Consider the following 25,261-nt stretch of genomic DNA (forward strand, 5'->3'; position numbering starts at 1 on the left):
GCGGCGCGGTCGCTCTCTGTCAATGTCTCCCTATTGCAGGCCTGAATTCGGGGTGGTTTCCTGGAATTCGGGGGTGGTGACTTGGGGCCGTCGACTGCTGGAGCGACCTACCTGGTTGTGGAGAGTGCGGGGTCGGACCAGGGGCGGCGGATCAGCCTGGTCGGGAACCGGTTGACGGTCGGCCGGTTGCCGAGCTGCGACGTGCGCTTCGACGACATCCAGGTGAGCCGTACGCACGCCGCTCTGTGGCGCAGTGGCGGTCTGGACTACGTCGAGGACCTCGGGTCGTCCGGTGGCACGTACGTGAACGACGTACCGATCGGTGCTCCGCGTCAGTTGTCCGCCGGTGACACGGTGGCGTTCGCCGGCCTTCGGCTTCGCTACGAAGGCGATGGGACACCGGCGCCGCAGCCCGCGGTTCGCTACGACATCAGGGACCAGCGGGCGGAATCGATCAACAACGTCGGGCGGGACCAGTACAACTACTCGCAGCAGATCATCCAGCAGCGGGAGAGCTTCTTCCGTGAGATCGCGGCCACGAGGACCAAGGCGCGATGGCTGGTCTGGATGGGAGTCGTCCTCTTCGTGGCCGGTCTGGGCATCGCCTACGCCGGTGGCTACAGCTTCTTCAAGCTGATCATCGATACGCCGCTGGACTCGACCGGTCCGCCGGACGACTTCGGGGACGGCTTCGTGACGACACTGCTGGGTGGCCTGATCAACACCCTCGGCATCCTGCTGATCATCATCGGGATCGTGCTGCACATCGTCGCGACATCGCGGCGCAAGCGGGTCGACCGGGAACTGCCGCCGCCACGGCCGTACCGCGGCCCCTGAAAGGGATGCGTGATGACCTTCAACATCGGCAACCAGTCGGCCGGCAACATCAACAACGTCGGCCGGGACCAGCACATCACCGGCGGTCAGCAGGGCGTGATGGTGACACCGGAGGCGGCCCGACAGGCTGTCGTCGATCTGCGCGCCGGGCTCCGGCTCGCTCCGCTCGAGCAGCAGACCTCGGCTGCCGCGGAGGCGGAGGTGCGCGAGATCGAGACGGAGATCCGGAAACCTGAGCCCGATCGGTCCCGGGCCGCGAGCTCGCTGGAGAGACTCACGCGGCTGCTGCTGTCCGCAGGCTCACTCGCGTCCGCGGGCGCGGCCCTGGTCCAGCCCCTGCAAACCCTCGCCGGCTGGCTCGGCAGCCTCGGCGCCCCGATCCTCCAGCTCCTACCGCTGTTGGCCTAACCCTCGGGATTGCGGGTGACGAAGCCGGTTTCATAGGCGACGACCACGGCCTGGACGCGGTCGCGGATGCCGAGCTTCGTGAGGAGCCGGGCGACGTGGGTCTTCACCGTCGTCTCGGCCACGACCAGTTCGGCCGCGATCTCCGCGTTGGACAGTCCGCGCGCGATCAGCCGCAGTACGTCGAGTTCGCGGTCGGTCAGAGCCGCCAGTTTCTCGGGGCGTCCGTCCGGCTCGACCGGTTCGACGAAGCGCTCGACCAGCCGTTGGGTGATCGACGGCTCGATCAGTGAGTCGCCCGTGGCCGCGGCCCGCACGGCGGCGACCAGCCGGCTTGACGGGGAGTCCTTGAGCAGGAACCCGGCCGCACCGGCGCGCAGGGCGCGGTAGACGTACTCGTTCTGGTCGAACGTGGTGAGGACGACGATCGTGGGCGGGTCAGGCCGCCGGCGGATCTGCTCGGTCGCGGACAGGCCGTCGAGCTCGGGCATCCGGATGTCCATCAGGATCACATCGGGCCGCACCAGCTCGGCTTGCCGGATCGCCTCGGTGCCGGTGTCGGCCTCGGCGACGACCTCGATGTCGCCCTCGGCCTCCAGGATGACCCGGAAACCGGTGCGGACGAGCGTCTGGTCGTCGGCGACGAGCACGCGGATCTTGTCGGGCACACCGTGATTGTGCCCTGCGGGGGCATCCCTGCGGAGGACGCCGCTCGCGAACAATCGTCCTCGCGGCAGACGTGGGCGACGCGGCCCGCCTCCTAACGTCGCTGCATCGGGGCCGGTCGGGCCGGCCCACGGGAGGGAAGGAAAGAGCGATGAACGGAATCTTCAAGGGGGTCCGGCCCAGCGACTACGTCCTGGCGGTGCTGATGACGGCGGCCGGTGCGTTCCTGATGTACGGGAACATCGAGGCGATCTCGGACGACCTGCCGCACGCGCAGTCGTCGACGTCGTGGGCGATGCTGCCGGCCTTCGTGCTCGTCACACTGCCGATCCTGTGGCGCCGGCGCAACATCGTCGCGGTCGTGGTCGTCACCGCGGTCGCCACGATCGGGCATGTGCTCGCGTTCGGTTGGAACACACGCTGTGGCGTGGTCCTCCCGCTGGCGTTCGCGCTCGCGTACGCCGTGGCCCGGTTCGCCGGTGCCTGGACGAATCACGTGATCGCCCTCGCGGGCATCGTCGTCCTCGAGGTCGCGATGCTGGCCAGGGACGCGTCGATCGACAAGATCCTCAGCGGCCTGGCGCTGGCGCTGCCGATCACCGGGGTCTTCTACGGACTCGGCCTGCTCGTGCAGAATCGAGTCGAGAAGCAGTCCGCGGGGATGGCGCCGGCCACCGAGCGTGCGGCCGTCTGAGCGGATCTGCGACGGGGGAGGGGATCGGCGATGAGTGAGGTCTTCCGGGGGATCAAGGGCCGCGACTGGCTCCTTGCGGGAGGCCTCACCGCGCTCGGTTTCCTGCTGATGTGGTTCGACATCCACCTGTCCGAGGCCGAGGCCGCCAGGGCCATCGCGGAGGGATCGATGGCCCACCCGCCGAGTTCTCACTCGGTCTGGATGCTCCCGGCGTACGCCGCCACGACGATTCCGGTGCTCTGGTGGCGACGCAACCTCGTCGTCGTCACCGCCGTCGCGCTGCTGGCGATGACGCTGCACGACATCGTCTTCGGCTGGGTGACCCGTTGCGGTGCCGGGCTTCCGCTCGCGTTCGTGCTGGCGTTCCTCGGAGCGCTGGCGGCGGAACGCACGACGGCCTGGATCGTCTGCGCACTCTCGGCCTTGCTGACCGTGGCCGTGCTGATCGTCGATGCGACCACCGGCCCTGGCGCCATCGCGATCGGGCTGCCCGTCCTCCTCATCGTCTTCGGGATCGGCAGAGCCGCCCGTCAGCGAGCAGTCCTGAACGAGGAACTCGAGCTCCATGAGGAGGAGTTGCGGCGGCTGCGTGACGAGCGGGCCGCGCTCCACGTGGCCGACGATCGGGCCCGGCTCTCGCGGCAGCTCGACGGACTGCTCCAAGAGCGCCTGGCCGACCTGACCATGGCCGCCGAGTCGGCGAGCAGCCTCGAACCGGCGCAGGCGAAGGCCGTGCTGGAGTCGATCGAGTCCGTCAGCCGGCAGACGCTGGACGACATGCGCGAGATCGTCGGCCTGCTCCGCGGTGGCGACGTCGCGCTGGCACCCGCCCCGACGGTCGCCCACCTCGACGCACTCCTGGCGAGGCTGCGTACGGCGTACTCGCGGCTGACCGTGACGGGGGATCCACGGGTGCTGCCGGCAACGGTCGAGCTCTCGGCGTACCGCATCGTCGAGCACCTGGTCGCGGCGCTGGCCGACCACGCGGACTCTCCGATCGATGTCGCGGTGCGGTTCGAGGCGGACGCCCTCGAGATCCGCGTGAGTGGACTGGTGGACAAGCCTGGCGAGCTGAAGGCAGCGACCGCCCGGGCCCGGGAGCGCGCCAAACTGCTCGGCGGCTCGGTCGAGGTCAAGGTCGCCCGCGGCCGGGCCGGCGCGGTGGCCCAGCTGCCCGTGCTCGGCTGACCTGGAGGTGACCATGCGCAGGCTCGAGCAGGCAGCGGTCGTGGCCCTCGTACTCGCCGTGGTTGTTGTGCCGACGGCGGTCCACGGCTGGCCGACCACCGTCCTGGGGAACGTGTTCGCCGCACTTCTGGTGGCAGGCGGACTCGCGCTGGCGTGGTGGCGGACTCATCCACGGGTGGTCGCCGTCGTTGGTGGCCTGCTCTACCTGCTGGCCGCCGTTCTCGGCGACTACGGCTGGTTCCCCGATCTGTCGTTCGCGGTCCTGGCATTGCTGACGACCGTGACTGCGTTGGGCTGGTCGGGCCGGGCGTCGTGGGTGGCCGCGCTCGGGTTGGCGGCGTACCTGTTCGTCTTGTGGCTCGTGCTCGGCGACACCACCGGAACCGCCTTGGTGATGTTCAGCGCGCCGGGGTTCCTCGCCGGCACCGTCCTGCGGCTGAGACGGGAGACCACGGACCGGCTCGCACTGCGGGGCCGTGAGCTCGAGGAGGAGCGGGAGCTGTACGCCGAACTCGCGCTGCGCCACGAGCGGGCGCGGATCGCCTCGGAGCTGCACGACATCGTCGGGCACGCGATCAGCGTCATGGTCATCCAGGCGGCGGCCGGTCAGCGACTGCTCGACCACGACCCGGTCCGGGCCAAGGAGGTCTTCGCCGCGATCGCCGAGTCGGCACGACAAGGACGCGACGACCTGCGGCGGCTCGTCGAGTTGCTCGGCGGCACCGAGGTGTCCGGACCGGATCTGTCGTTGATCGAGGAGGTCGTGACCCGGGCCGCGCAGGGCGGACTCGACGTGTCCTGCCGGTTCGAGGGGGAGTACGACGGGTTGGCCGCGCCCACCGCGCATATCGCGTTTCGGGTCGTACAGGAGAGCCTGACCAACGCGCTGCGCCACGCGCCGGGTGCCGCCGTACGAGTCCTGGTCGACGGCTCCGATCGCGCTCTGACCGTCTCCGTCGAGAACGATCATCCGACCCAGGAACCGCCCGGACTGTCCGGCACCGGTCGCGGTCTCCTCGGTCTGCGCGAACGTGTCCAGGACCTCGACGGCCGGCTGGACGCCGGGCCGACCTTCCGCGGTGGCTGGCAGGTCAAGGCCACCTTGCCGAACTGACCCGGTTCCGGCGGAGCGGTTCGGGCGGCTGATGCGTCAGACGTTCCTGCGGCTGGACCCGGCCGTGTGGTTGGGTTCTGGGCTGAAGGAGGTGGACGTGGCGGGGTCAGGGATCTTCGTACTGTCCGTCGTGGTCGTCGGTGCGGCCGGGATCATCTGGGGCATCATCGCGCTGGTACGGCGGCAGCAGTACATCAAGTCGTTGCGGAATCGCGGCTGGACGTTCGTGAACAGTCCGGCGTTCGACGCCGTCGGCCGGCTCGGCAATCCGCCGTTCGGGATGGGCTTCCGGCGCAAGCCGGACGATCAGATCACCGGCCTCACCAGCTCCGGCCGGGCGTTCCAGGTCATCGAGTACGACTCGGAGTACTGGTCAGGCTGGGTCGGGATGGTCACGCTGTCCCGCCGGCTGCCGGAGCTGTGGATCACCGGCGGTCAGACGCAGCCGCGGTCCGGCGTCGAAGCGACCGTCATGCAGACCCCCGCACACCTCGGGCAGGGCTGGCAGGTCGGTGCACTGGACCCGGCGTTCGCGGCAGCGGTGATGACGCCGCAGCTGTGTGAGCGGCTGACCGCGCTTGCCGCGGGCCAGCCGGGTGTGAACCTCAGCATCGACGCCGACCAGCTGGTCGTTCTGGATCCGCCGCGCAAGGACGTCGAGCTGCTCGGTCCCTGGCTGGAGCAACTGGCCACCGTCGCCGCGGCGATCGACGCCACACCGCTGGATCAGTGGATCCAGCCGGAGCAGCCGCCTCGGCTGACCTTCTACCACCACCCGGAGTGGTACTGGATCGGCGTCGACGACAGCCTGCTGCAGGTCACCCCGGTGACTCGGTCGGGCCACGATCACAGCACCAGTGAGGTGATCCGGGGACGCGACGGCGACGGTCCGCCGTTCGTCGCGTTCACGCACCACTGGAAGACCACCCGCACCGAGACGTCGACCGACAGCGAGGGCCGGACCCATACCCGAACCGTCGTCGAGAACCACAGCGAGCCGATCCTCGGCTTCCAGCTGCCGGCCCGGATGCCGTGGATCCAGGTCGCCCGGCGGGGCTTCGGGCGCGGGATCAGCTTCGAGAGCGAAGACTTCAACGACCAGTTCGCCGTCACCGCCCAGGACACCAAGTTCGCGTACGACGTCATCCATCCCCGCCAGATGGAGTACCTGATGGCCAACCCACCGGCGTCGTTCAGGATCACCGAGGACTGGGCCTGGTTCGCGCCGGGCACCCACAGCCATGGGGTCATCGCCCACAGCTCCGACTTCCTCCGCGGCTTCCTGGCCCGCGTCCCCCGCTTCGTCTGGCGGAACCTCGGCCTCGCGGACTCGCCGTACCCGCCGCTCGACCCCGCTCCGACGCACAGCAGCCGCTGACAGACCACCTTCATCACGGTTGGGTCACGACGGATCAACACGTGTTGCTCGAGATGTGACCGGCGCGACATGCTGGCCGCTCGATTCCACGCAACTCGTGTTGATCGGAGGCGCGGTGACGGTGCGGCGCTCGGACGTGGCCCGGTTGGCGGGTACGTCGCCCTCGGTCGTGAGCTACGTGCTCAACGGCGGACCTCGCGGGGTCGCGGAGGAGACGCGGCAGCGGGTGCTGGCCGCGATCGAGCAGCTCGGCTACCGGCCGAACGGGATCGCCCGCTCGCTGCGGATGGCCCGGACGATGACGCTGGGCCTGGTCGTCCCGGACAACGCCAACCCCTACTTCGCCGAACTCGCCCGCGCGATCGAGGAGGAGTCGTTCGCCGAGGGGTACACGTTGCTGATCGGCAACTCGTCGGAGGACGACGACCGGCAGACGACGTACGTGCAGACCTTCCTGGCCCGTCAGGTCGACGGGCTGTTCCTGGTTCCGGCGCACGGTCCGCTGGGCTGCCTGGAGGACCTGCAGCGCGCGAAGACGCCGTGGGTGACGCTCGACCGTGCCGTGGAAGGGATCGCGCCGGCCGTGCTCGTCGACAACCACGGCGGTGCGTACGCCGCGACCCGGCATCTGCTCGAACACGGCCGGCGGCGGATCGCGTGCCTGGCCGGACCGCAGGACGTGATGCCCGCGACGGACCGAGTCGCCGGCTGGCGTGCGGCGCTGGCGGACGGCGGCATCCAACCGGATGCGATGTCGCTGTGGCACGCGCCGTTCGGCCGGCAGGCCGGGTACAGCGCGGCCCGCAAGATGCTCGCCGCGGACGAGCGGCCGGACGCGATCTTCGTGGCCAGCGACGAGCAGGCGATGGGTGTACTGCGTGCCGTCGCCGAGCTCGGCCTGGTCTGTCCGGACGAACTGGCGATCGCATCGTTCGACGGTGTGGCCGCGGCCATGTACTCGACGCCGGGCCTGACCACGGTCCAGCAGCCGTTCCGCCTGCTGGCGCGGGCGGCGGTGAGCCATCTCGTGCAGCAACTGGGCGTGGGTGAGGTCGACGCGGACGAGGCGAGGACCGAGGTCCTGCCGGTCCAGCTGGTCCGGCGCGGGTCGTGCGGCTGCATCGACCCGACGGGCGGAGACGCACCCGAAACGGAGGACTGAGATGCGTCGATCAGGACTGTGGCACCCGCGGCTGGCCGCGGTGGTGGCCGGTCTGCGACATACCGAGACGATCGTGCTCGCGGATCCCGGGCTGCCGGTCCCGCCGGAGGTCGAGACGATCGATCTGGTCTGGGCCCGCGACGAGCCCGCGTTGCTGCCGGTGCTGGCCGCGCTCGCCGCCGAACTGGTGGTCGAGCAGGCCCTGATCGCGCAGGAGCTGACGGACTCGCGGTTGCTGCGAGGCCTCGACGAACACCTCGGCTCGGTCCCGCTGAAACGGACCAGCCACGAAGACTTCAAGGTCCTCTGCCGGACCTCGCGGGCCGTCGTCCGCACCGGCGAGACCACGCCGTACGCCAATGTGATCCTGACCGCGGGAGTGCCGTTCTGATGATTCCGGCTGACTACGAAGACCGGGTGTACGCCGGTGTGCTCGGCAAGGTGATCGCCGTCTATCTGGGCCGGCCGTTCGAGGGCTGGCGGTACCAGCGGATCGTCGACGAACTCGGCGACATCACCTACTACGTCAACGACCGTATGGATCTGCCGCTGAAGAACCACCTGCTGGTGGTCACCGACGACGACATCAGCGGGACGCTGGTGTTCCCGCGGGCGCTGCGCGACCACGGTGTCGAGCCGACGTCGGAGCAGGTCGGGCAGACCTGGCTCGACCAGATCGTCGAGGAACAGACGGTGTTGTGGTGGGGTGGGCTCGGCAACTCGACCGAGCACACGGCGTACCTGCGGATGAAGGCCGGCATCCTGCCGCCGGACAGCGGTGCGATGGCGCGCAACGGTCAGGTGGTCGCCGAGCAGGTCGGTGCGCAGATCTTCGTCGAGGGGTTCGCGATGACGCGGCCGGGCGATCCGCAGGCCGCGGCCGACCTGGCCGAGCGAGCCGCCCGGGTGAGCCACGACGGTGAGGCGATCCATGCTGCTCGTGTGGTCGCGGCCCTGGTCGCACAGTCGTTCGTGGAGCCGGACATGGATCGGCTGCTCGACACCGCGGTCACGCTGATCCCGAAGGACAGCCTGATCTACCGCGTCGTCGCCGACGTCCGCGAATGGGCCACCGGCGGTGACTGGAAAGCGACTCGGGAACGGATCGAGGAGCGGTACGGCTACCACCTGTACGGCGGCAACTGCCACGTGATCCCCAACCACGCGACGATCATCAACGCCCTCGCGCACAGTGGCGGCGAGTTCGCCCAGGCGATGACGGTGGTCAACACCTCCGGCTGGGACACCGACTCGAACGCCGGCAACGTCGGTGCGATCTGCGGCGTCCGAGGTGGGCTGGCCGGCCTCGACGCCGGCCCGGACTGGCGTGGCCCGATCGCCGACCGGCTCTACCTGCCGGCCGCCGACGGTGGCTCCTGCATCACCGACGCTGCGCGTGAGGCCCTGACTCTCGCCGGGCACGGACGGACCTGGGCCGGTGAGCGACCGGTGGTCCCGAAGGACGGCGCCCGGTTCCACTTCGCCTTCCCGGGCTCCGTGCAGGGCTTCGCCGTTGCTGAGGGCAACGGTCAGGTCGTGAACCACGACACCCGCCTGACGGTGCCGGGGGCAACGACGGTCAGTACGCCGACGTTCATCCCGCCCGAGGCTCTGGACATGCCGATCTACGGCCTGCTCGCGAGCCCCACCCTCTACACCGGGCAGACGGTCACGGCACACGTCGACGCCACGGACGACGCCGAGGTGCGACTGACAATCACGGCGTACGACGAGAACGACGAACTGCGCACCGTCTCCGGACCGGGGACGACCCTGTCCGCGGGCGAGTCCGCGGAGCTGGCCTTCACCGTGCCGGAGCTCGGAGGCCAGCCGGTCGCGGCTGTCGGTCTGACGACTTCGGGCACCGTCCAGTTGGACCGCCTGACCTGGGACGGCGCACCCGACGTAACCCTCACGCGACCGGTGGCCGGAACCGTTTGGCGTCGTGCCTGGCTCCGCGCGGTCGACCGCTGGGACGGCCATTGGCCGGAGCCGTTCCGCATCGTGCAGAACCGGGGCACCGGCCTGCTCAGCCAGGGATCCAGGGACTGGCAGAACTACACCGTCACCGCCGATGTGACTCCGCATCTGGCGGCGTCGGCCGGCATCGCGGCTCGGGTCCAAGGGCTGCAGCGGTACTACGCGCTCGAACTGGCCGACCGGAACACCGTCCGCCTCGTTCGGCACCACACTGTGCTCGCGAGCCGCGCGTTCGACTGGGAGTACGGCCACACTTATCGGCTCGCCCTCACGGTGGACGGCGACCGGCTCGTCGCCGCCGTCGACGGCGAGGCTCTGTTCGACCTCACCGACCCCGCGTACGACTGCGGCGGCGTCGCGCTGGTGGTCACCGAGGGCCGGACGGCGACCCAAGAGGTCCGCATCACACCCATCTCCCGCGAGGAGGAATCATGACCGCACATCCGTTCAGCCGCCGCCGTTTCCTGACCGGTGCGGGCCTGAGCGCGGCTGCCATCGCCGCGCCCGGTGTCCTCACCGCTTGTGGAGGCAGCGACGACAGTGGGGCCGGCTCGGGCAGCGGCAAGGTCGACCTGTGGCTCGACATCCAGGGCGACGCGAACCAGAAGTACTTCAACGAGCAGGTCGCCGCCCTGTTCGAGAAGGCGAACCCGTCGGTCGACCTGAACACGACCTACTACAAGGGTGACGACCTGCGCCGGCTCGTGCAGACCGCCCTGCAGGCCCGGTCCGGGCCCGATGTGGTCCGTGGTCCGTCGGCCACTCAGACCCTGGCCTGGAGCAAGGCGCACGCACTTGCGGACCTGACGCCGTACGCGGACAAGTACGGCTGGAAGGACAAGCTGTCGGCCTGGGCGATGAACGCGTTCACGACCGAGGACAAGCTGTTCGCGCTGCCCATGCGGGTGGACACGATGATGCTCTACTTCAACAAGACGCTGTTCGCGTCGAAGGGCTGGAAGCAGCCCACGAACCGCGACGAGCTCGAGGCACTGGCGGCCGAGGCGCACGGTCAGGGCATCACCGCGTTCGGTTCCTCCAACGTGGACTGGAAGGCCGCCGGCGAGTGGCTGATGACGGTGTTCTGGAACCACTACTCGGGTCCGGACGCCTTGCACCAGGCGCTGTCCGGCGACATCAAGTTCACCGACCCGGTCTTCGTCGAGGCGGTCGAACTGGTGCAGAGCTACTTCGACAAGGGCTGGCTGGCCGGCGGCGTCGACAAGTACTTCGCCGTTCCCTCGCAGGAGATCGGCGCGAACTTCGGCAAGGGCAAGGTCGCGATGATCCCGCAGGGCGGCTGGTTCATGAGCCAGGTCGGCCAGTACTTCGGTGCCAAGGCGAAGAACGACAACGAGTGGGACTGGATGCCGATCCCGGCGCTGAGGTCCGAGGTCAAGTACCCGCTGTTCGAACTGGGCATCGGCGGTTCGCTCGGGATCAACGAGGCCAGCAAGAACAAGGACGCCGCCGCGACCTTCATGAACTGGTACTACGGTGACCGCGGCGCGGCCCTGCAGCGGATGGCCGACGTACCGGCGACGTACAACATCCCGATCGACTTCGCCGACGCCGACATCCCGAAGAAGATCGACCCTCGCTCGGCCCGCGTGCTGACCTCGCTGAACAAGGCGGTCTCGACGGGTGACTACGGGTACGTCACGTGGACCTGGTGGCCACCGAAGACGGACGTGTACGTCTACGAGGGGCTCGAGCAGGTGCTGACCAAGAAGATCAAGGCGGCCGACTACTGCAAGGAACTCGACCGGCTCTTCACCGAGGAGAAGGCCGACGGCACCATCCCCGCCCTGCCCGCCCAGGGCCCGGCCAAATGACGACCGCCGTCGCCGGCACCGCCGTACGGGCGCCTGGCGCCGCTCGGGCGCGGCGCCGGTCGGCGGTGATCGGCTGGGCCTTCCTGGCACCGCTGCTGGTGCTCAACCTGGTGGTGGTGCTCGGTCCGTCGATCGCGACGGTGTACTACTCGCTGACCGACTGGTCCGGGCTCGGGCCGGCCGAGTTCATCGGGCTGGAGAACTACACCAAGGCCTTCACCGATCCCGATGTCCATCAGGCTCTGCTGCACAACGTGATCTGGTTCGTGCTGTTCGGTTCGGTGCCGATGGCAATGGGTCTGCTGGGCGCCTACCTGCTCAGTCAGGTCCGCCGCTTCCAGGTCCTGTTCCGCGCGCTCTACTTCATTCCGTACGTCGTGGCCAGTGTGGTGAACGCGGCGGTCTGGAAGATGTTGCTGTCGCCGACCAGTGGGATCGGTCACCAGTTCGGGATCGATCATTCGTGGCTCGGTGACACCGCCACGTCGTTGGTCAGCGTGAACTTCGTCGTCGACTGGCACTTCTGGGGCTTCCTCGCGGTGATCTTCCTCGCCGCGATGCAGGGCATCGACCCGCAGTTGTACGACGCGGCCAGCGTCGACGGTGCCGGCAAGTGGCAGCAGTTCCTGTCGGTCACCCTGCCAGGCATCCGCCCGACGATGATCTTCGTGATCCTGATGACGGTGATCTGGACGCTCAAGGCGTTCGACTACATCTTCATCATGACCCAGGGCGGTCCGGCCGGCTCCAGCGAAGTGGTCTCGACGCTGATGTACAAGCAGGCCTTCAACGAGTACTCCGCCGGGTACGCCGCCGCACTCGGACTCTCGATGACCGCCATCACCGCCGCGATCCTGGCCGTCTACCAGTACCTGCGCAAGAAGGGATGGGAGGACGAGTGACCACCACTGTCATCGACCCGGCGACCACCACCCGCACGCCTGGCCCGCCGGCCGCCAGTCCGCGGCGGTCCCGCCGTTCCGGTGGAGGCGCCGGGGCGTACATCGTGCTGATCGTGCTGGCACTGTTCGCGATCGGGCCACTGGTCGCGGTGGTGTTCAACGCGTTCAAGAACAACGCGGAGATCGGGACCAACCCGCTGGCACCGCCGACCTCCATCAGCCTGGACAACTTCACCGAGGCGTGGACGCGCGGCGACTTCGCCACCACCATGCGCAACAGCGCGATCATCTGTCTCGGTGCCGTCCTCGGCACCTGCCTGATCGCCGGCCTCGCGGCGTACGCGCTCAGTCATCTGCAGGTGCCGGGCAGCGGGATCGTGGTCGGGTACCTGTTCCTCGGCAGTGCGCTGCCCGTGCAGTTGTTCCTGGTGCCGCTGTTCTTCCTCTGGACTCAGTTGCACCTGGTCGACAACCTGTTCGGGCTGATCGTCATCTACTGGGCCACCGACGCGCCGTTCGCCACCTTGCTGCTGAGATCCTTCCTGCTGAAGATCCCGAAGGACTACACCGAGGCGGCCCGGCTGGACGGCGCGTCCGACCTGCAGATCGCCCGCCGGGTCGTGCTGCCACTGGCGTGGCCGGGCTTCCTGACCGTCGCGCTGATCGTCGCGCTGTGGTCGTGGAACGAGTTCTTCTGGGCGATCACCTTCATCCACGACCCGAAGCTGCGCCCGGTGGCGACCAGCTTCCTCGCCTTCCAGGACCAGCACTCGACCGACTGGGGGATGACGAGCGCCGCGGCGATCTTCATGCTCGGCCCGGTCGTGCTGCTGTTCCTCGTACTGCAACGCCGATTCGTCAGCGGTCTCACCGCAGGAGGACTCAAGTGACGTCACCCGACACCCGTCCGAACCTCGTCCTGATCGTCGCCGACCAGTTGCGCCGCCAGGCCCTCGGCGCGTACGGCGACCCGAACGTCGCCACGCCGAACATCGACGCGCTGGCGGCGGCCGGGACGCGCTTCGACGCCGCGTGCTCGACGTACCCGGTCTGTGTGCCGTACCGGTTCTCGCTGATGACGGGGGAGTACGCGCACACCCGGTTCATCCCGTCGATCGAGTGGCGGATGTCGCCGGCCGAGCGCACCCTCGCCGACGAGCTGAACGGGGCCGGCTACCAGACTGCGCTCTACGGGAAGTGGCACCTGTACGGGAACTTCGGCCACTACCCGGGCCACACCGTGGTGAAGACCTCGCGGACCCAGGTGCCGCGGCCGTACCAGGGCCGGTTCCAGCGGTTCGCGGGCTTCGACATCTGCAACGACCCGTGGGACACCTACTACTGGAACGAGGACGATCCGCAGGCCCACAAGATCGACGGGTTCCAGACCGACGGCCTGTTCGACCTCGCGATCGCCGACCTGCGCACGCCGTCGGACAAGCCGTGGGCGACGGTGCTGTCGGTGGAGCCGCCGCACCCGATCTTCACTGCGCCACCGGAGTACGTCGAGCGCTGGAAGGACCGCGAGATCGTCCTGCGGGAGAACGTTGACGTCGGCAAGGACTACAACAAACGCGGACCGCACGGCCGGGATCTGATCGACGACCTTCGGGTGTACTACGCGATGATCGAGAACCTCGACGACAACGTCGGGCGCCTGGTCAGCGCTCTGCGCGAGACCGGTCAGCTGGAGAACACCGTGATCGGTCTGACCGCGGACCACGGTGAACTGCTCGGCTGCCACGGTCTGCTGGCGAAGCAGCGTCCGTGGGAGGAGTCGCTCGGTGTCCCGCTGATCCTGTCCGGTGCGGGCATCGCGTCGTCGGTGGTGGCCGATCCGGTCAGCACCGAGGATCTGTTCCCGACCCTGCTCGGACTGGCCGGCGTCGTACCGCGTGATCCGAAGCCCGGGCTGGACCTGTCGCCGCTCGCCCGCGGTGACGAGACCGGGCTCGACCGCGAGGGGGTGCTGCTCGAGTTCGTCGCGGAGATGCGGCCGGGGATGCCGTTCCATGAAGAGACGTGGCGCGGCTTCCGGACCAGTCGCTACAAGTACACGGTGCTCGGCGACGCCCACGGTGGAAAGCCCTGGCAGTTCTTCGACCTTGAGGAAGACCCGTACGAAATGACCAACCTGGTCGACAGCGAGAAGCACGTGGACGAGCTCCGGCGTCACCACACGCTGCTGCGGGACCAGTTGGTCGAGACCTACGACCACTACGTGCTCGCGCCCGCGTTCGGGTGCCCGGGCCTGAACGAGTGGGACCCCGAAGCCAAGTTCCAGCGTCGCTTCGGCTGACCCCGTCGCTGTCGCTGTCGTTGTCGTTGTCGAGAGGTGAGGCATATGAAGCTCGTACGAGTGGTCGCCGCGCTCGTCTCGGTCGCGGGGTTGGTCGCGGCCGCGCCGGCCGGAGCCCAGCCCGGCCCGCGGTACGTCGGGACGGAGTACGACCAGGGCGGTAGCAGCCAGGCGATCGACGGCCCGCTGCCGCAGGTGGAGCAACTCGCGAACCAGATCACCCGGACCACCGACACGATGCTGCGCGACCTGGCCCGCGAACGTGCGAAGCTCCCGTACGGTTCGATCGAGGCCGACCACCATGCCAGGCCGCAGCTGACGACGTACCCACCGGCGGCCGGCAGCCCGGTCTCCGATCAGTACTCCGTCACGGTCGGTCGGCGGGGACGGAGTACAAGCTCCTTCGTCTACCAGGTCGGGGCGCGCAAGACCGACACCAACCTGGAGAAGGACACGTCCTGGACGTCGTTCTCGTTCGCCGGGCCGGTGACCGTTGAGGTGCACAAGCTGAGCGGTACGGCGACCGGCTGTCTGGTGCGGCCGGAGTCGGCCCGGATCCGCACGCACTTCTCCGGCAACACGTGCGCGTTCACTCTGACGCAAGCCGCCAACGTCTCGGTGGAGTTCACGCCGAACACGACCAACCCGGTACTGCATCCGATGCTGGTGTTCGCGAATCCGCCGGAGGTCGACGTACCGCCGGCTCAGGACCCCAACGTGCTGTATCTCGGCCCCGGACTGCATCAGCTCGGCACTGTGCAGTTGCACTCGAACCAGACGGTGTACGTCGCGGGCGGCGCGTGGGTGCAGGGGACGTTCAAGGGTGTCGGCGTGCACAACGTGGTGATCCGTGGCCGCGGCGTCATCGACGGGACGTACCTCGACACCGGCGATCAGGACGCGAACAAGAACCAGCCCGGGCTGATCGACATCGACTGTCACGATCCCGGCCAGCCTCCGCACGCCGCCTGTTCGACGGGGTCGTCGAACTCGAGCAACGTGGTGGTCGACGGCCTGACCTTCGTCAACGGCCCGCGATTCAACGTGCGGGTGCTGGGTGACCACATCACCGTGCACAACCTGAAGGTGATGAGCTGGTGGTACAGCACCGACTGCATCTGGGCCGGTACGGCGAGCCTGGTCGAGGGCAACTTCTGCAAGGTGAACGACGACGCGCTGAAGCCGATGACAGGTGACTCGGTGATCCGGGACAACGTCGTCTGGCAGCTCGAGAACGGTGCGCCGTTCATGATCAGCTGGAACATCCTCACCGACCAGGCCGACTTCCACGTCTACGACAACGACGTCATTCACGCCGAGCACTACTGGCTCTCGCCGCAAGCGATCTTCCGGGCCCGGCACGCCACTCCCGGGCACCTGCAGAGATTCCTGTTCGAGGACATCCGGGTGGAGGACGCGAACTGGCGGCTGTTCTACATCATCTTGGAGAAGCATCCGAAGTGGTACGACCCGGCGCTCGGGTTCGGCCAGCTCTCCGGCCTGGTGTTCCGCGACATCACCGCGCAGACGCCGTTCACGATGCCGAATGTCTTCACCGGTGGGGATCCCGATCACCGGGTGTCCGACGTCACGCTGATGAACGTCTCGATGAACGGCACGTGTGTGGCGAACGCTGCCGACGGCAACTTCCAGATCGATCCGGCGACGACGGATCAGGTCCGGATCGTGAAGAGCGCGCATGCCCCCTGCTCGCACCGATGAGAGGAACCTCGTGAGACCGAACGTGGTCGTCGTACTGGCCGATGACATGGGGTGGGGGGATCTCGGCTGCTACGGCTCGGCCATCCCGACCCCGAACATCGACAGGCTCGCCGCCGGCGGTGCTCGGCTGACCGACTGTCACTCGGCCTCCGCGGTCTGCACGCCGAGCCGGTACGCCCTGATGACCGGACGCTATGCGTGGCGCGGCCCGCTGAAGAACTTCGTGCTGATGGGACACGGTCCGGCGCTGATCGAGCCGGACCGGCCGACGATGGCGAGCGTGCTGCGCGACGCCGGCTACACGACCGGTGCCTTCGGCAAGTGGCACCTGGGCCTTGGCTGGCGACATCGCGACGGGTCGGTCCGGGATGCGTTCGCGCCTGGAGCGGTGCTGCATGACGACGTCGAGACCGACTTCGGGCGCGACATCGACTACACCGCAGCGGTCACCGGTGGTCCGACCGAGTTGGGTTTCGACCGGTTCTTCGGGATCGCGGGGTCGCTGGACATGCCGCCGTACGCCTTCATCTCCGACGATCGCACTGCCGGGGTGCCCGACCGGGAGAAGGAGATCTACCTGACCGAGCAGCGGCCGGGGCTGCAGGTGGACGGCTGGCGCGAGGACGAGGCCGACGTACGGTTCGTCGGCGAGGCTGTCGACTGGCTGCGGGGGATCGAGCCTGGTACGCCGTACTTGTGTTACGTCGCGCCCTCGGCGCCGCACCGGCCGTGTGTGCCACCGGACTTCATCCGTGGCCGCTCCGGACTGGGGGACCGGGCGGACGCCGTCTGCCTGGTCGACTGGGCTGTTGGTGAAGTTCTGCAGGCGATCGCCGAGCGCGGCGAGACCGAGAACACGTTGGTCATCGTCACCAGCGACAACGGTGCGCCGATGATCTTCGACGACGACGGGGACATGGCGCAGCACCGTCCCAACGGTGATTGGCGCGGCCAGAAGGGCGACCTGTGGGACGGCGGCCACCGCGAGCCGTTCATCGCCCACTGGCCGGGCCGGATCCCGGCGGGCTCGTTGCTCGAGGCCCCGATCTGTCTCACCGACGTCCTACCGACGGTCGCGGCCGCGACCGGTGCGGCGCTTCCGGACGGAGCCGCCGAGGACGGTCAGGACCTGCTTGGCGCACTGACCCGGGGCGAGTCGTTGCCGGCCGACCGGCCGGTGGTCCACCACAGCCTCGGCGGCCGCTTCGCGATCCGCTCCGGCCGGTGGAAGGCGATCTTCGCGCCCGGCTCCGGCGGCGGCTTCTCGGAACCGTCGATCAGCGCCCTGTTCAGCGCCGGCTCCGGCAAGGCCCACGCCAACCCCGCCTGGGACGCCGCCCACCCCGACGGCCAGCTCTACGACCTCTCCACCGACCCCACCGAAACCACCAACCTCTGGTCCACCGCACCCGAGACAGTTGCCGCCCTCTACACCCAACTCCAATCCATCTGCCGCTCCGAGTCCAGCGGCCTCCCCTTCGACGTACTCCCGGCTCACTCGCGGACGTCCCGGTAGTTGCCTCTGGTGTCCGCGGGGCGTGTGGTCTTACGCTCAGTCACCACAGGCCTGAGGGTTGAGTGGGGGGAATCGTGAGCGGTGGTGTGGTGTTCGGGCCCGAACCGTTTGGCACGGCTCGGCAGCTCGTGGAGGAACGCTTCGAGCGTCACGGGATGACGGTGTACCTCGGGGATGCAGAGGGCGTTGCCCGTGACTTGGCGGGCGGACTGTTGTTCAACGCTCCGCCGCGGGCGGCGGAGTTGATGGCAGAACAGGTGATCATCGCGGTCGCCATGCGTCAGCAGTACGGCGAAGCCGACCTGACCGCCGGCGAGGTCGAACAGTACGTCGAGGGGGCGCGCGCCTTTCTGAACAGCTTCTGGCACGACCCGCTATGACGACCGACTCCACCGCGGCTGAAGAGCCTGCCGGGGGATCGGAGCCTGCCGCTGATGCAGCAACTGAGTGCGACTACAGCCGCCAGATCGCGAAGTACCAGCGGCGGATGCGGTTGTGCTTCTACTTCACCGGTGGTCTCGGCGGCATCGCGTTGTACGGCGCAGGTGACGTTGCGGCCGGTGTGTTCAACGATCGTCCCTTCTACCGTGCCGTCTTCTTCAGTCTCGCGCTGGGGGCCGGTGGCCTGCTCGGTCTTGCCTACGGTGGCTTCGAGTGGGCCTCGACCCGACTTGAACGGCTGGTGGAAGACGGCGTCGTCAAGAAGACCGATCCGTACGACCGCAAGAAGTACCCGCCGCCGAGAGTGCGCGACTGGATCTATCGCGGCGGCACGGTGCTGACAGTGGCGGCCGGTGGCTGGTTGCTCTTCGCGGTCTGGTGCGCTGCCTGAGACTCAGTTGCGGGGGCGGTCCTGGGTGACGAGGCCGCTGCGGTAGGCGAAGACGACGGCTTGGGCTCGGTCGCGGGCGCCGATCTTGGCGAGGATTCGTTTGACGTGGGTCTTGGTGGTGGATTCGGCGATCACCAGCAGGTCTGCGATCTCGTCGTTGGACAGGCCGTCGGCGACGAGGGCGAGGACCTGTTGCTCCCGGTCGGTCAGGACCGTGAGGACCTCAGCCTCGGCGGAGGTCCCGGGTTGGCCTGAGACGAAGCGGTGGATGAGGTCCCGGGTGACGGCGGGGTCGAGGAGGGCCTCGCCGGCGGCGATCGTGCGGACGGCGTCGATGAGGCGTTCGGGCGAGGTGCGTTTGAGGAGGAAGCCGCTGGCCCCGGCGCGCAGCGCGCCCCAGACGTATTCGTCGTACTGGAACGTCGTCAGGATCAGGATCCGGGAGTCAGGCCTGGTCGCGACCAGGCGCCGGGTGGCTTCGATCCCGTCGATGCCGGGCATCCGGACGTCCATCAGTACGACGTCCGGTGCGTGCTCGCGGCAGAGCTCCACCGCCTGCAACCCGTCCTCGGCCTCGGCGATCACGTCGAGGTCCGGCGCGGTTCCGAGTACGACGGCCAGTCCCGCGCGGAGCAGGGCGTCGTCGTCGGCGAGCAGCACCCGGATCGTCATGGCAGCGGAAGCACCGCCCTCAAGGTGAACCCACGTCCCGGACCACGGCCTTGTTCCAGCACGCCTCCGCAGAGCGAGACCCGCTCCGCGATCCCCAGGAGTCCGCGTCCCGGGACGTGCTGGTCGGGCAGTCCAGGCCCGTCATCCGCGATCTCGACCACCACGGCGTCACCGTCGCGATGGACGTCGACGGTGGCGGCGCACGGGGCCGCGTGCTTGAGGACGTTGGTCAGTCCCTCCTGGACGATCCGGTACGCCGACAGATCCAGGGTGCGAGGCAGTCGCAGCGCCGGGTCGAGGCTCAGGACCACTCGGACCCGGGCGTCGGTGAGTCGGTCCACCAGGCCGGGGATCTGCGCCAATCCGGGAGCGGGATGCGACGCCGGACGCAAGTTGCCGAGCGCCTGGTCCAGATCTGCGAGAGAGTCCCGACCGGTCTGCTCCATCCCGGCCAGGAGCTCGCGGGCTTTGGCCGGGTCGGTGTCCAGCAGCAGTCTGGCCGCGCCGGCCTGGACGATGAGCAGATTCACCGTGTGGCCGACCACGTCGTGCAGTTCGCGTGCCACCCGGATCTGTTCTTCGGCGATTGCCTGCTGCCGGGCCGCACGCCGGGCGCGCTCCTGCTCCTCACGCCGCCGGGCATTGCTGTAGCCGACCGCCCAGGTGGCGATCCAGGAGAACAGCACGCCTATTCCCTCGAAGGCTGCGGTATCGCTGTTACCGGCGAAGTAGATCGCCGTACCGATCACAGCCAGCGGCGGTCCGAGGAGCGCGCGCCGTCTCGTGGCATACAGGCCCAGCGAGTAGATCCCGATCAGGTTGGCGTACGGCGACACCGCGCTGCTGATGCCGGCCAACGCTTCGACCGACAACCCCACGGTCCCCGCGACGAACCCGGCCAACGGGAAGGAGCGTCGTACGACGAGACCGCCCGCGATCATCAGCGTCAGGACGACGGACAGGGCGACCATGGCCGCCCCGCCGTCGACCGGTTCCTGGGTCCGGTCCACCGCGACCACCGCGACGAAGACGACGGCGATGGCCGCGTCGACGGCCGGCGCCGGGACCGCACGGAGGCGGGCGAGACGCCGGACCATCGATCGAGAGGAGTTCATGGCACCCCTCGGTTAGCTGATCACCATGGGCAGCAACACCACCAGGAAGAACACCGACTCTACCGAGTGGATGGCGATTCCCATCAGCGAGCTGCGATATCTCTTGCTCGGTCCCGCGGTGAGGAACCCGGTCGCGATCGCGTTCGGGATCACCCACGGTTCGTGCAGGTGGTAGACGCCGAACAGCACGCCGTTCACGATCCAGTCCGCCCGCCCGAACGCCTTGCCCATCCGCGGCAGGAGGAGCCCGCGGAACAGCAACTCCTCGCCGATGACCGTGTTCAGGAACAGCTCGAACGCGACCAGTGCGTACAGCCACCATGCGTGATGGAACGTCGCCTGCCCGGCGCCCGACTCCAGGAAGTGACCGAAGTTCCGCCCGTCGGGGCCGCTCGGCCCGAACGGCAGCATGTCCAGCGCCGCGAGGGCCAGGGCGTAGACCAGGACCCACCACCACAGCCGGCCGCCGCGCCTCGATGCTGTCTGTGGTGGTCGCAACCACAGGCGGTCACGGACATTGGTCCATGACGGATCGCGCCGTTCGCGCAGCACCAGGATCACGACCAGGACGGCCTGCCACAGCAGTCCGAACGTCAGTGCCGACAGCAGCGTGATGAAGAACCGCCTGGAGGACGCACCGTCGCCCACGATGGCCGGGGCCACCACCCAGGCCAGGGCAGCCATCGGTGCGGCGGCCGCGGCCCAGACGGCCAGCACCATTCGGCGTGAGTACTGCGGGATCGCAGCCACACCGGTCTGTGTCAGGCTTGTTGTTGTCTGCATGGCCCCTCCTCCTTGCGTCTGATGCAAGGACGGTAGGCGTCAGGCAGTACGACGTACGTCCTCCCAACGGGGTCAGTCGGCACACCCCTCAGGGGGTACGGCCATGGGCCTCCAAGGAAAGGTCCTGCCAGTCGGACCAGGTCGCGAGACGGTCGGCGTACACCTGTTGGACGATCGCGTTGCCCTGGTTGCCGAAGAACACTCGCAGTGGCGGGTTGTCGGCGTCGGCGAGCTTCAGGATCGCCTGGCCCGCGGCCGCCGGGTCGCCGAGGTCGAGTGTCTTCGCGTATGCCGCGAAGGACTCGCGCAGACCGTCGTACCGCGGGTCGGGCTGAGCGTGGTCGGCGCCCGCGTTGCCCTCGGTGGCATAGCCGCCGGGCTCGACCAGGGTCACCTTGATGCCGAAGTCGGCGACCTCCTGGGCGAGGGATTCGCTCAGGCCTTCGAGGGCCCACTTGGAAGCGCAGTACGCGGCGCCGAGCGGGAACCCGGAGACGCCGGCGACCGAGGAGATCTGGATGATGTGCCCGTCGCCCTGCTCGCGCAGGTGGGGGAGTGCGGCCTGGACGACCCACACCCCGCCGAAGAAGTTGGTCTCGAACTGATCGCGCAGTTGCTGCTCGGTCAGTTCCTCGACGGCGCCGGACAGGCCGTAGCCCGCGTTGTTCACGATCACGTCAAGGCGGCCGAAGTGTTGCCATGCCTGCTCCACGCTCTCGAAGACCGCGGTCTTGCTGGTCACGTCCAGCTCGAGCGGGAGCACCGCGTCGCCGTACTTGACGACCAGGTCATGGAGGGTAGCGACCTTCCGCGCGGTCGCGGCCACCTTGTCGCCCCGGGACAGCGCGGCTTCGACGAAGCTGCGTCCCAGTCCGCGTGATGAACCAGTGACGAACCAAACCTTGCTCATGGGGTGTTTCCGTTCTTTCGGCGATTTTGAACGACCACCAGATGCCGACGGCATCGACCTCCGTGACAGCTCGGCAACGTGACGAGCGCCACCCCAGAAGGCATGTCACTGCCGGCGGTCCTGTCTCGTCTCGGGCTTGAGGAACAGTCTTGAAGTCGGAAGGTGATGATCATGCGGGTGTTCGTGGCAGGTGGAACCGGAGTGCTCGGGCGGCGGCTGGTGCCGCAGTTGGTGGCGCGGGGACACCAGGTGACGGCTACCACCACGAGCTCGGCCAAGCTGGGGTTGCTGGAGAAGCTGGGTGCCGAGGCAGTCGTGATGGACGGGCTGGACGCCGCGTCGGTCGGGGAGGCGGTGGCCAAGGCCCGGCCGGAGGCGATCGTGCACCAGATGACCGCGATCTCGGTGGCGCACGCGGGCAAGCCCGACATGAAGCACATGGATCGGTGGTTCGCCGGCACCAACCGGCTGCGGACCGAGGGGACGGACCACCTGCTCGCCGCCGCCGAGGCGACCGGCGTGACCAACTTCGTCGCGCAGGGGTACGGCGCCTGGAACGGCATCCGGACGGGCGGCTGGGTGAAGACCGAGCAGGATCCAGTGGACCCGATGACGGGTACGCCGGCGGAGCCCGGGATGGCGGCGATCCGTCACGTCGAGGACGTGGTGGTCAAGGCCGGTGGCGCGGTACTGCGGTATGGCTGGTTCTACGGGCCTGGTGCCATGGAGGATCTGGTCGAGCCGGTGCGCAAGCGGCAGTTCCCGGTCGTCGGGGGAGGAGACGGCTACTGCTCGTGGGTGCACCTCGACGATGCGGCGAGCGCTACAGTCCTGGCTGTGGAGCAGCAGGCCAAGGGAGTGTTCGACATCGTCGACGATGAGCCGGTGCCGGCCAACGTGTGGCTGCCCTACCTGGCCGAGTCTGCGGGAGCGAAGCGGCCGATGCGGTTCCCCACCTGGCTCGCGCGGCCGCTGGCCGGAGACGTGGCGGTGATGATGATGACCGAGGGCCGCGGGTTCTCCAACGCCAAGGCCAAGCGGGAGCTCGGCTGGGAACTGCGCTACCCGTCCTGGCGGCAGGGCTTCAAGGAAGAGCTGGCATGACGCGTGCCGAGGAGTTCGAAGAGCTGCGACCGCTGCTGTTCTCGATCGCCTACCGGCTCCTCGGCAGCGTGAGCGAGGCCGAGGACGCGGTCCAGGAGACCTGGCTGCGTTGGGAATCCTCGCCGACAGCGCCCGCCTCGACCAAGGCCTTCCTGTCCGCGGTGGTCACCCGCATCTCGATCGACGTCCTGCGGTCGGCCCGGGTCCGGCGGGAGACGTACGTGGGACCGTGGTTCCCTGAGCCGTTGATGGCGGATCCGTACCAGGATCCGGAGCGCGCGGCGGAGCTGGCCGACTCGTTGTCGATGGCAGCCCTGCTCCTGCTCGAGCGGCTGAGTCCGCTCGAGCGTGCGGTGTTCGTGCTGCGTGACGTGTTCGGGTTCGGCTTTCCGGAGATCGCTTCTGCGGTGGAGAGGTCGGAGACGGCGTGCCGTCAGCTCGCGGTGCGGGCGCGGCATCACATGGACGCCGGCCGGCCCCGGTTCGAGGCCGACCGCGCCGAGCGCGACGTACTCGCCTCACGTTTCTTCGACGCCTTCAGCGAAGGGGACGTCGACAGTCTGCAGCAACTGCTCGCGGCCGACGTACGCATGGTCAGCGACAGCGGCGGCAAGGCCCCACAGTGGGGGACCGGCATCACCGGCGCCGACAACGTGGCTCGCCTACTCGTCTCCATGGTCACCCCCTTCACCCGGATCGGCGGCACCGTCGAACCCCACGCCCTGAACGGCCAACCCGGCGCCATCCTCCGCGACCGCGACAGCAAGGTCATCAACACCTGGACGCTGGACATCCTCGACGGCCACATCCAGACCATCCGCACCGTCCTCAACCCCGACAAACTCACCCACGTCGGCCCAGTGGCCGACGCGTGGTCAGTGCTCCGCGAAACCAAGCAGTCCCGTCGCTCGCCGAACTCCTAGCCGACACTTCACCCGATCGATGGAAGCCGATCCCTCCGGCGGGTGATGTCGCGCGGCCGTGGTGAGGCAATGCTGCAAGCATGATCGGACGTTTTCGCCGGTGGCCGGAGTGGGTCGGCACTGCTGCGCGGGCGTGGGCCGTGGTGTACGGCGCCATGGCCTGCTACTGGATCGCCGGTGGGCGCCAAGGCTTTCCGATCGCGAACGTCGAGGGCGATCCGGCGGGCGGACCGGTCGCTGCCAAGGCGATTGGAGTCGTGCTGGCGATCGGTTGTGTCACCGCGCTGGTGCTGGCGCGATCGGTATCGAGGATCGCAGTGGGCGGTCTCGTCTTCGCGACTGCGACTGCCGCGGTGGGCACTTTCGGCCTCGTTCTGAGCGCGGTGGGAATCGTTGCGTCCGGCACCATTGAGCGTCCGCTCGCACTGATCGCCCAGTCAGTGGCTCTCGTCGGTGCGATCCTCCTCAGCACGACCGCCCAGGTGCAGTCGCGCCGCCGCCGATCCCGGTGCCCACGGTGCGGCCGTCACCATCCGCTTCCGCCGCGTCCCGAGTCACCGCTGATCCGTCCCAGGCCGCGCCCGTCAGCACCCCGCACCCGGCGTACGGCGTACCTCCTCCTGCTCCTCCTGTTGCCTTGGGCAACCGTGAAGTCCGTGTGGATGTTCGGCGGATCCGCGCTGGGCGTGACTGCGACCGAGTGGACGGCCACGACGTCGACGAGCGACCAGTCCTGGCTGAGTCGCGAGCTGTCGCGAGCCGGCATCGACATCACTGTCCTCGCCGCGATCGCCGGAGCCGCCCTGATCCTCCTGCTCCTGCACACCGCGAGCGTCCCGCGCTGGATCCTGCTGTTCCCCGCTGCCGCCGCCGCGGTGAGCCTCACGCTGTACGGCGTACCCCTGACCATCTGGGGCACCCTCACCCTGACCGGCATCGCCCCCACCGACACCGATCCCGCACCCTTCACCCCCAACGGCCTGGCAACCATGATCCTCTTCGGCGGCACCGCCTTCACCGCCCTAGGAACCGCCCTCACAATCGCCGCCCACTCCCACCACCACCGCACCCACCCCACCTGCACCTGACGAACCCACGGACGTCTTGCATTGCCACGGTCTCAGGAGCACCCTCTTAGGCAACGGGAATTCCGGCAAGGGGGGAAACCATGCCGAACCAGGCTGTTGTTCGCATGCCTGCAAACGCGCCGTTCCACGCCGAGTG

25 protein-coding genes are annotated in these 25,261 nt (G+C 68.5%); 20 read left to right on the plus strand and 5 right to left on the minus strand.

All coding sequences use genetic code 11. The annotated features are described in order from the left end of the window. Positions 1 to 81: 81 nt before the first annotated feature. The gene (locus tag ACGFH6_RS11345) at positions 82 to 837 is read left to right on the plus strand and encodes an FHA domain-containing protein (RefSeq protein WP_393382635.1); all 756 of its coding nucleotides are present in this window, start codon (positions 82 to 84) and stop codon (positions 835 to 837) included. A gap of 12 nt (positions 838 to 849) precedes the next feature. After that, positions 850 to 1,245, plus strand: coding sequence for a hypothetical protein (locus ACGFH6_RS11350; RefSeq protein WP_393382637.1), 396 nt, complete (start codon positions 850 to 852; stop codon positions 1,243 to 1,245). Here the strand turns inward: ACGFH6_RS11350 and ACGFH6_RS11355 are convergent. Next, entirely contained in the window at positions 1,242 to 1,910 is a 669-nt protein-coding gene (locus ACGFH6_RS11355; RefSeq protein ID WP_393382639.1) for a response regulator, read from the minus strand. The two genes, ACGFH6_RS11350 and ACGFH6_RS11355, sit on opposite strands and share 4 nt — an antisense overlap. 149 nt (positions 1,911 to 2,059) lie before the next feature. On the opposite strand from ACGFH6_RS11355, the gene ACGFH6_RS11360 reads away from it, so the two are divergent. From ACGFH6_RS11360 to ACGFH6_RS11430, 15 genes are all read left to right on the plus strand, one after another. Continuing rightward, positions 2,060 to 2,602 (plus strand): hypothetical protein, encoded by a 543-nt coding sequence (locus ACGFH6_RS11360; RefSeq protein ID WP_393382640.1) that lies wholly within the window; start codon positions 2,060 to 2,062, stop codon positions 2,600 to 2,602. 30 nt (positions 2,603 to 2,632) lie between these two features. Continuing rightward, entirely contained in the window at positions 2,633 to 3,790 is a 1,158-nt protein-coding gene (locus ACGFH6_RS11365; protein WP_393382641.1) for a sensor histidine kinase, read from the plus strand. A gap of 13 nt (positions 3,791 to 3,803) precedes the next feature. Then, positions 3,804 to 4,904: a sensor histidine kinase gene (locus tag ACGFH6_RS11370; RefSeq protein WP_393382643.1), complete on the plus strand. Its 1,101-nt coding sequence runs from the start codon at positions 3,804 to 3,806 to the stop codon at positions 4,902 to 4,904. Between the two features lie 97 nt (positions 4,905 to 5,001). Further along, positions 5,002 to 6,282 carry a hypothetical protein gene (locus ACGFH6_RS11375; protein ID WP_393382644.1) on the plus strand — a complete coding sequence of 427 codons (1,281 nt, stop codon included), beginning with the start codon at positions 5,002 to 5,004 and terminating at the stop codon, positions 6,280 to 6,282. A gap of 115 nt (positions 6,283 to 6,397) precedes the next feature. Beyond that, positions 6,398 to 7,444 (plus strand): LacI family DNA-binding transcriptional regulator, encoded by a 1,047-nt coding sequence (locus tag ACGFH6_RS11380; protein WP_393382646.1) that lies wholly within the window; start codon positions 6,398 to 6,400, stop codon positions 7,442 to 7,444. Between the two features lies 1 nt (position 7,445). Continuing rightward, positions 7,446 to 7,835, plus strand: a complete 390-nt coding sequence (gene rbsD / locus ACGFH6_RS11385) for a D-ribose pyranase (RefSeq protein ID WP_393382647.1) — start codon at positions 7,446 to 7,448, stop codon at positions 7,833 to 7,835. After that, positions 7,835 to 9,859 carry an ADP-ribosylglycohydrolase family protein gene (locus ACGFH6_RS11390; protein WP_393382649.1) on the plus strand — a complete coding sequence of 675 codons (2,025 nt, stop codon included), beginning with the start codon at positions 7,835 to 7,837 and terminating at the stop codon, positions 9,857 to 9,859. Before rbsD ends, ACGFH6_RS11390 begins: the two co-directional genes overlap by 1 nt. Then, a complete protein-coding gene (locus tag ACGFH6_RS11395; protein WP_360447534.1) occupies positions 9,856 to 11,259 on the plus strand; it encodes an extracellular solute-binding protein in 1,404 nt (467 codons plus the stop codon). Before ACGFH6_RS11390 ends, ACGFH6_RS11395 begins: the two co-directional genes overlap by 4 nt. After that, positions 11,256 to 12,161 carry a carbohydrate ABC transporter permease gene (locus ACGFH6_RS11400; RefSeq protein WP_393382651.1) on the plus strand — a complete coding sequence of 302 codons (906 nt, stop codon included), beginning with the start codon at positions 11,256 to 11,258 and terminating at the stop codon, positions 12,159 to 12,161. Before ACGFH6_RS11395 ends, ACGFH6_RS11400 begins: the two co-directional genes overlap by 4 nt. Next, positions 12,158 to 13,051: a carbohydrate ABC transporter permease gene (locus ACGFH6_RS11405; protein ID WP_393382653.1), complete on the plus strand. Its 894-nt coding sequence runs from the start codon at positions 12,158 to 12,160 to the stop codon at positions 13,049 to 13,051. Before ACGFH6_RS11400 ends, ACGFH6_RS11405 begins: the two co-directional genes overlap by 4 nt. After that, positions 13,048 to 14,460 (plus strand): sulfatase, encoded by a 1,413-nt coding sequence (locus ACGFH6_RS11410; RefSeq protein ID WP_393382655.1) that lies wholly within the window; start codon positions 13,048 to 13,050, stop codon positions 14,458 to 14,460. The genes ACGFH6_RS11405 and ACGFH6_RS11410 overlap by 4 nt, the downstream gene beginning before the upstream one ends. Before the next feature lie 45 nt (positions 14,461 to 14,505). Continuing rightward, positions 14,506 to 16,182 (plus strand): hypothetical protein, encoded by a 1,677-nt coding sequence (locus tag ACGFH6_RS11415; RefSeq protein ID WP_393382657.1) that lies wholly within the window; start codon positions 14,506 to 14,508, stop codon positions 16,180 to 16,182. 10 nt (positions 16,183 to 16,192) lie between these two features. Further along, a complete protein-coding gene (locus ACGFH6_RS11420; protein ID WP_393382659.1) occupies positions 16,193 to 17,698 on the plus strand; it encodes an arylsulfatase in 1,506 nt (501 codons plus the stop codon). A 74-nt stretch (positions 17,699 to 17,772) separates the two neighbouring features. Beyond that, positions 17,773 to 18,078 (plus strand): hypothetical protein, encoded by a 306-nt coding sequence (locus ACGFH6_RS11425; RefSeq protein WP_393382661.1) that lies wholly within the window; start codon positions 17,773 to 17,775, stop codon positions 18,076 to 18,078. Continuing rightward, a complete protein-coding gene (locus tag ACGFH6_RS11430) occupies positions 18,075 to 18,530 on the plus strand; it encodes a hypothetical protein (protein ID WP_393382663.1) in 456 nt (151 codons plus the stop codon). The genes ACGFH6_RS11425 and ACGFH6_RS11430 overlap by 4 nt, the downstream gene beginning before the upstream one ends. 3 nt (positions 18,531 to 18,533) lie before the next feature. Here ACGFH6_RS11430 and ACGFH6_RS11435 read toward each other — a convergent pair whose 3' ends face one another. The 4 genes from ACGFH6_RS11435 to ACGFH6_RS11450 all read right to left on the minus strand — a co-directional run bounded on the left by ACGFH6_RS11435 (position 18,534) and on the right by ACGFH6_RS11450 (position 22,010). Beyond that, positions 18,534 to 19,202, minus strand: a complete 669-nt coding sequence (locus ACGFH6_RS11435) for a response regulator (RefSeq protein ID WP_393382665.1) — start codon at positions 19,200 to 19,202, stop codon at positions 18,534 to 18,536. Beyond that, entirely contained in the window at positions 19,199 to 20,317 is a 1,119-nt protein-coding gene (locus ACGFH6_RS11440) for a sensor histidine kinase (protein WP_393382667.1), read from the minus strand. The genes ACGFH6_RS11435 and ACGFH6_RS11440 overlap by 4 nt, the downstream gene beginning before the upstream one ends. 12 nt (positions 20,318 to 20,329) lie before the next feature. After that, positions 20,330 to 21,100: a CPBP family intramembrane glutamic endopeptidase gene (locus ACGFH6_RS11445; protein WP_393382669.1), complete on the minus strand. Its 771-nt coding sequence runs from the start codon at positions 21,098 to 21,100 to the stop codon at positions 20,330 to 20,332. Positions 21,101 to 21,188: 88 nt separating this feature from the next. Then, complete coding sequence (locus ACGFH6_RS11450; RefSeq protein WP_393382671.1) at positions 21,189 to 22,010, minus strand: SDR family NAD(P)-dependent oxidoreductase; 822 nt, start codon at positions 22,008 to 22,010, stop codon at positions 21,189 to 21,191. A gap of 171 nt (positions 22,011 to 22,181) precedes the next feature. Here ACGFH6_RS11450 and ACGFH6_RS11455 point away from each other — a divergent pair, with 171 nt between their 5' ends. The 3 genes from ACGFH6_RS11455 to ACGFH6_RS11465 all read left to right on the plus strand — a co-directional run bounded on the left by ACGFH6_RS11455 (position 22,182) and on the right by ACGFH6_RS11465 (position 25,125). After that, positions 22,182 to 23,114: an NAD-dependent epimerase/dehydratase family protein gene (locus ACGFH6_RS11455; protein WP_393382673.1), complete on the plus strand. Its 933-nt coding sequence runs from the start codon at positions 22,182 to 22,184 to the stop codon at positions 23,112 to 23,114. Continuing rightward, positions 23,111 to 24,037 carry an RNA polymerase sigma-70 factor gene (locus ACGFH6_RS11460; RefSeq protein ID WP_393382675.1) on the plus strand — a complete coding sequence of 309 codons (927 nt, stop codon included), beginning with the start codon at positions 23,111 to 23,113 and terminating at the stop codon, positions 24,035 to 24,037. The genes ACGFH6_RS11455 and ACGFH6_RS11460 overlap by 4 nt, the downstream gene beginning before the upstream one ends. 80 nt (positions 24,038 to 24,117) lie before the next feature. Then, positions 24,118 to 25,125 (plus strand): hypothetical protein, encoded by a 1,008-nt coding sequence (locus ACGFH6_RS11465; RefSeq protein WP_393382677.1) that lies wholly within the window; start codon positions 24,118 to 24,120, stop codon positions 25,123 to 25,125. Positions 25,126 to 25,261 lie beyond the last annotated feature (136 nt).

This window comes from Kribbella sp. NPDC049227, assembly GCF_043197265.1.
Classification (GTDB): domain Bacteria; phylum Actinomycetota; class Actinomycetes; order Propionibacteriales; family Kribbellaceae; genus Kribbella.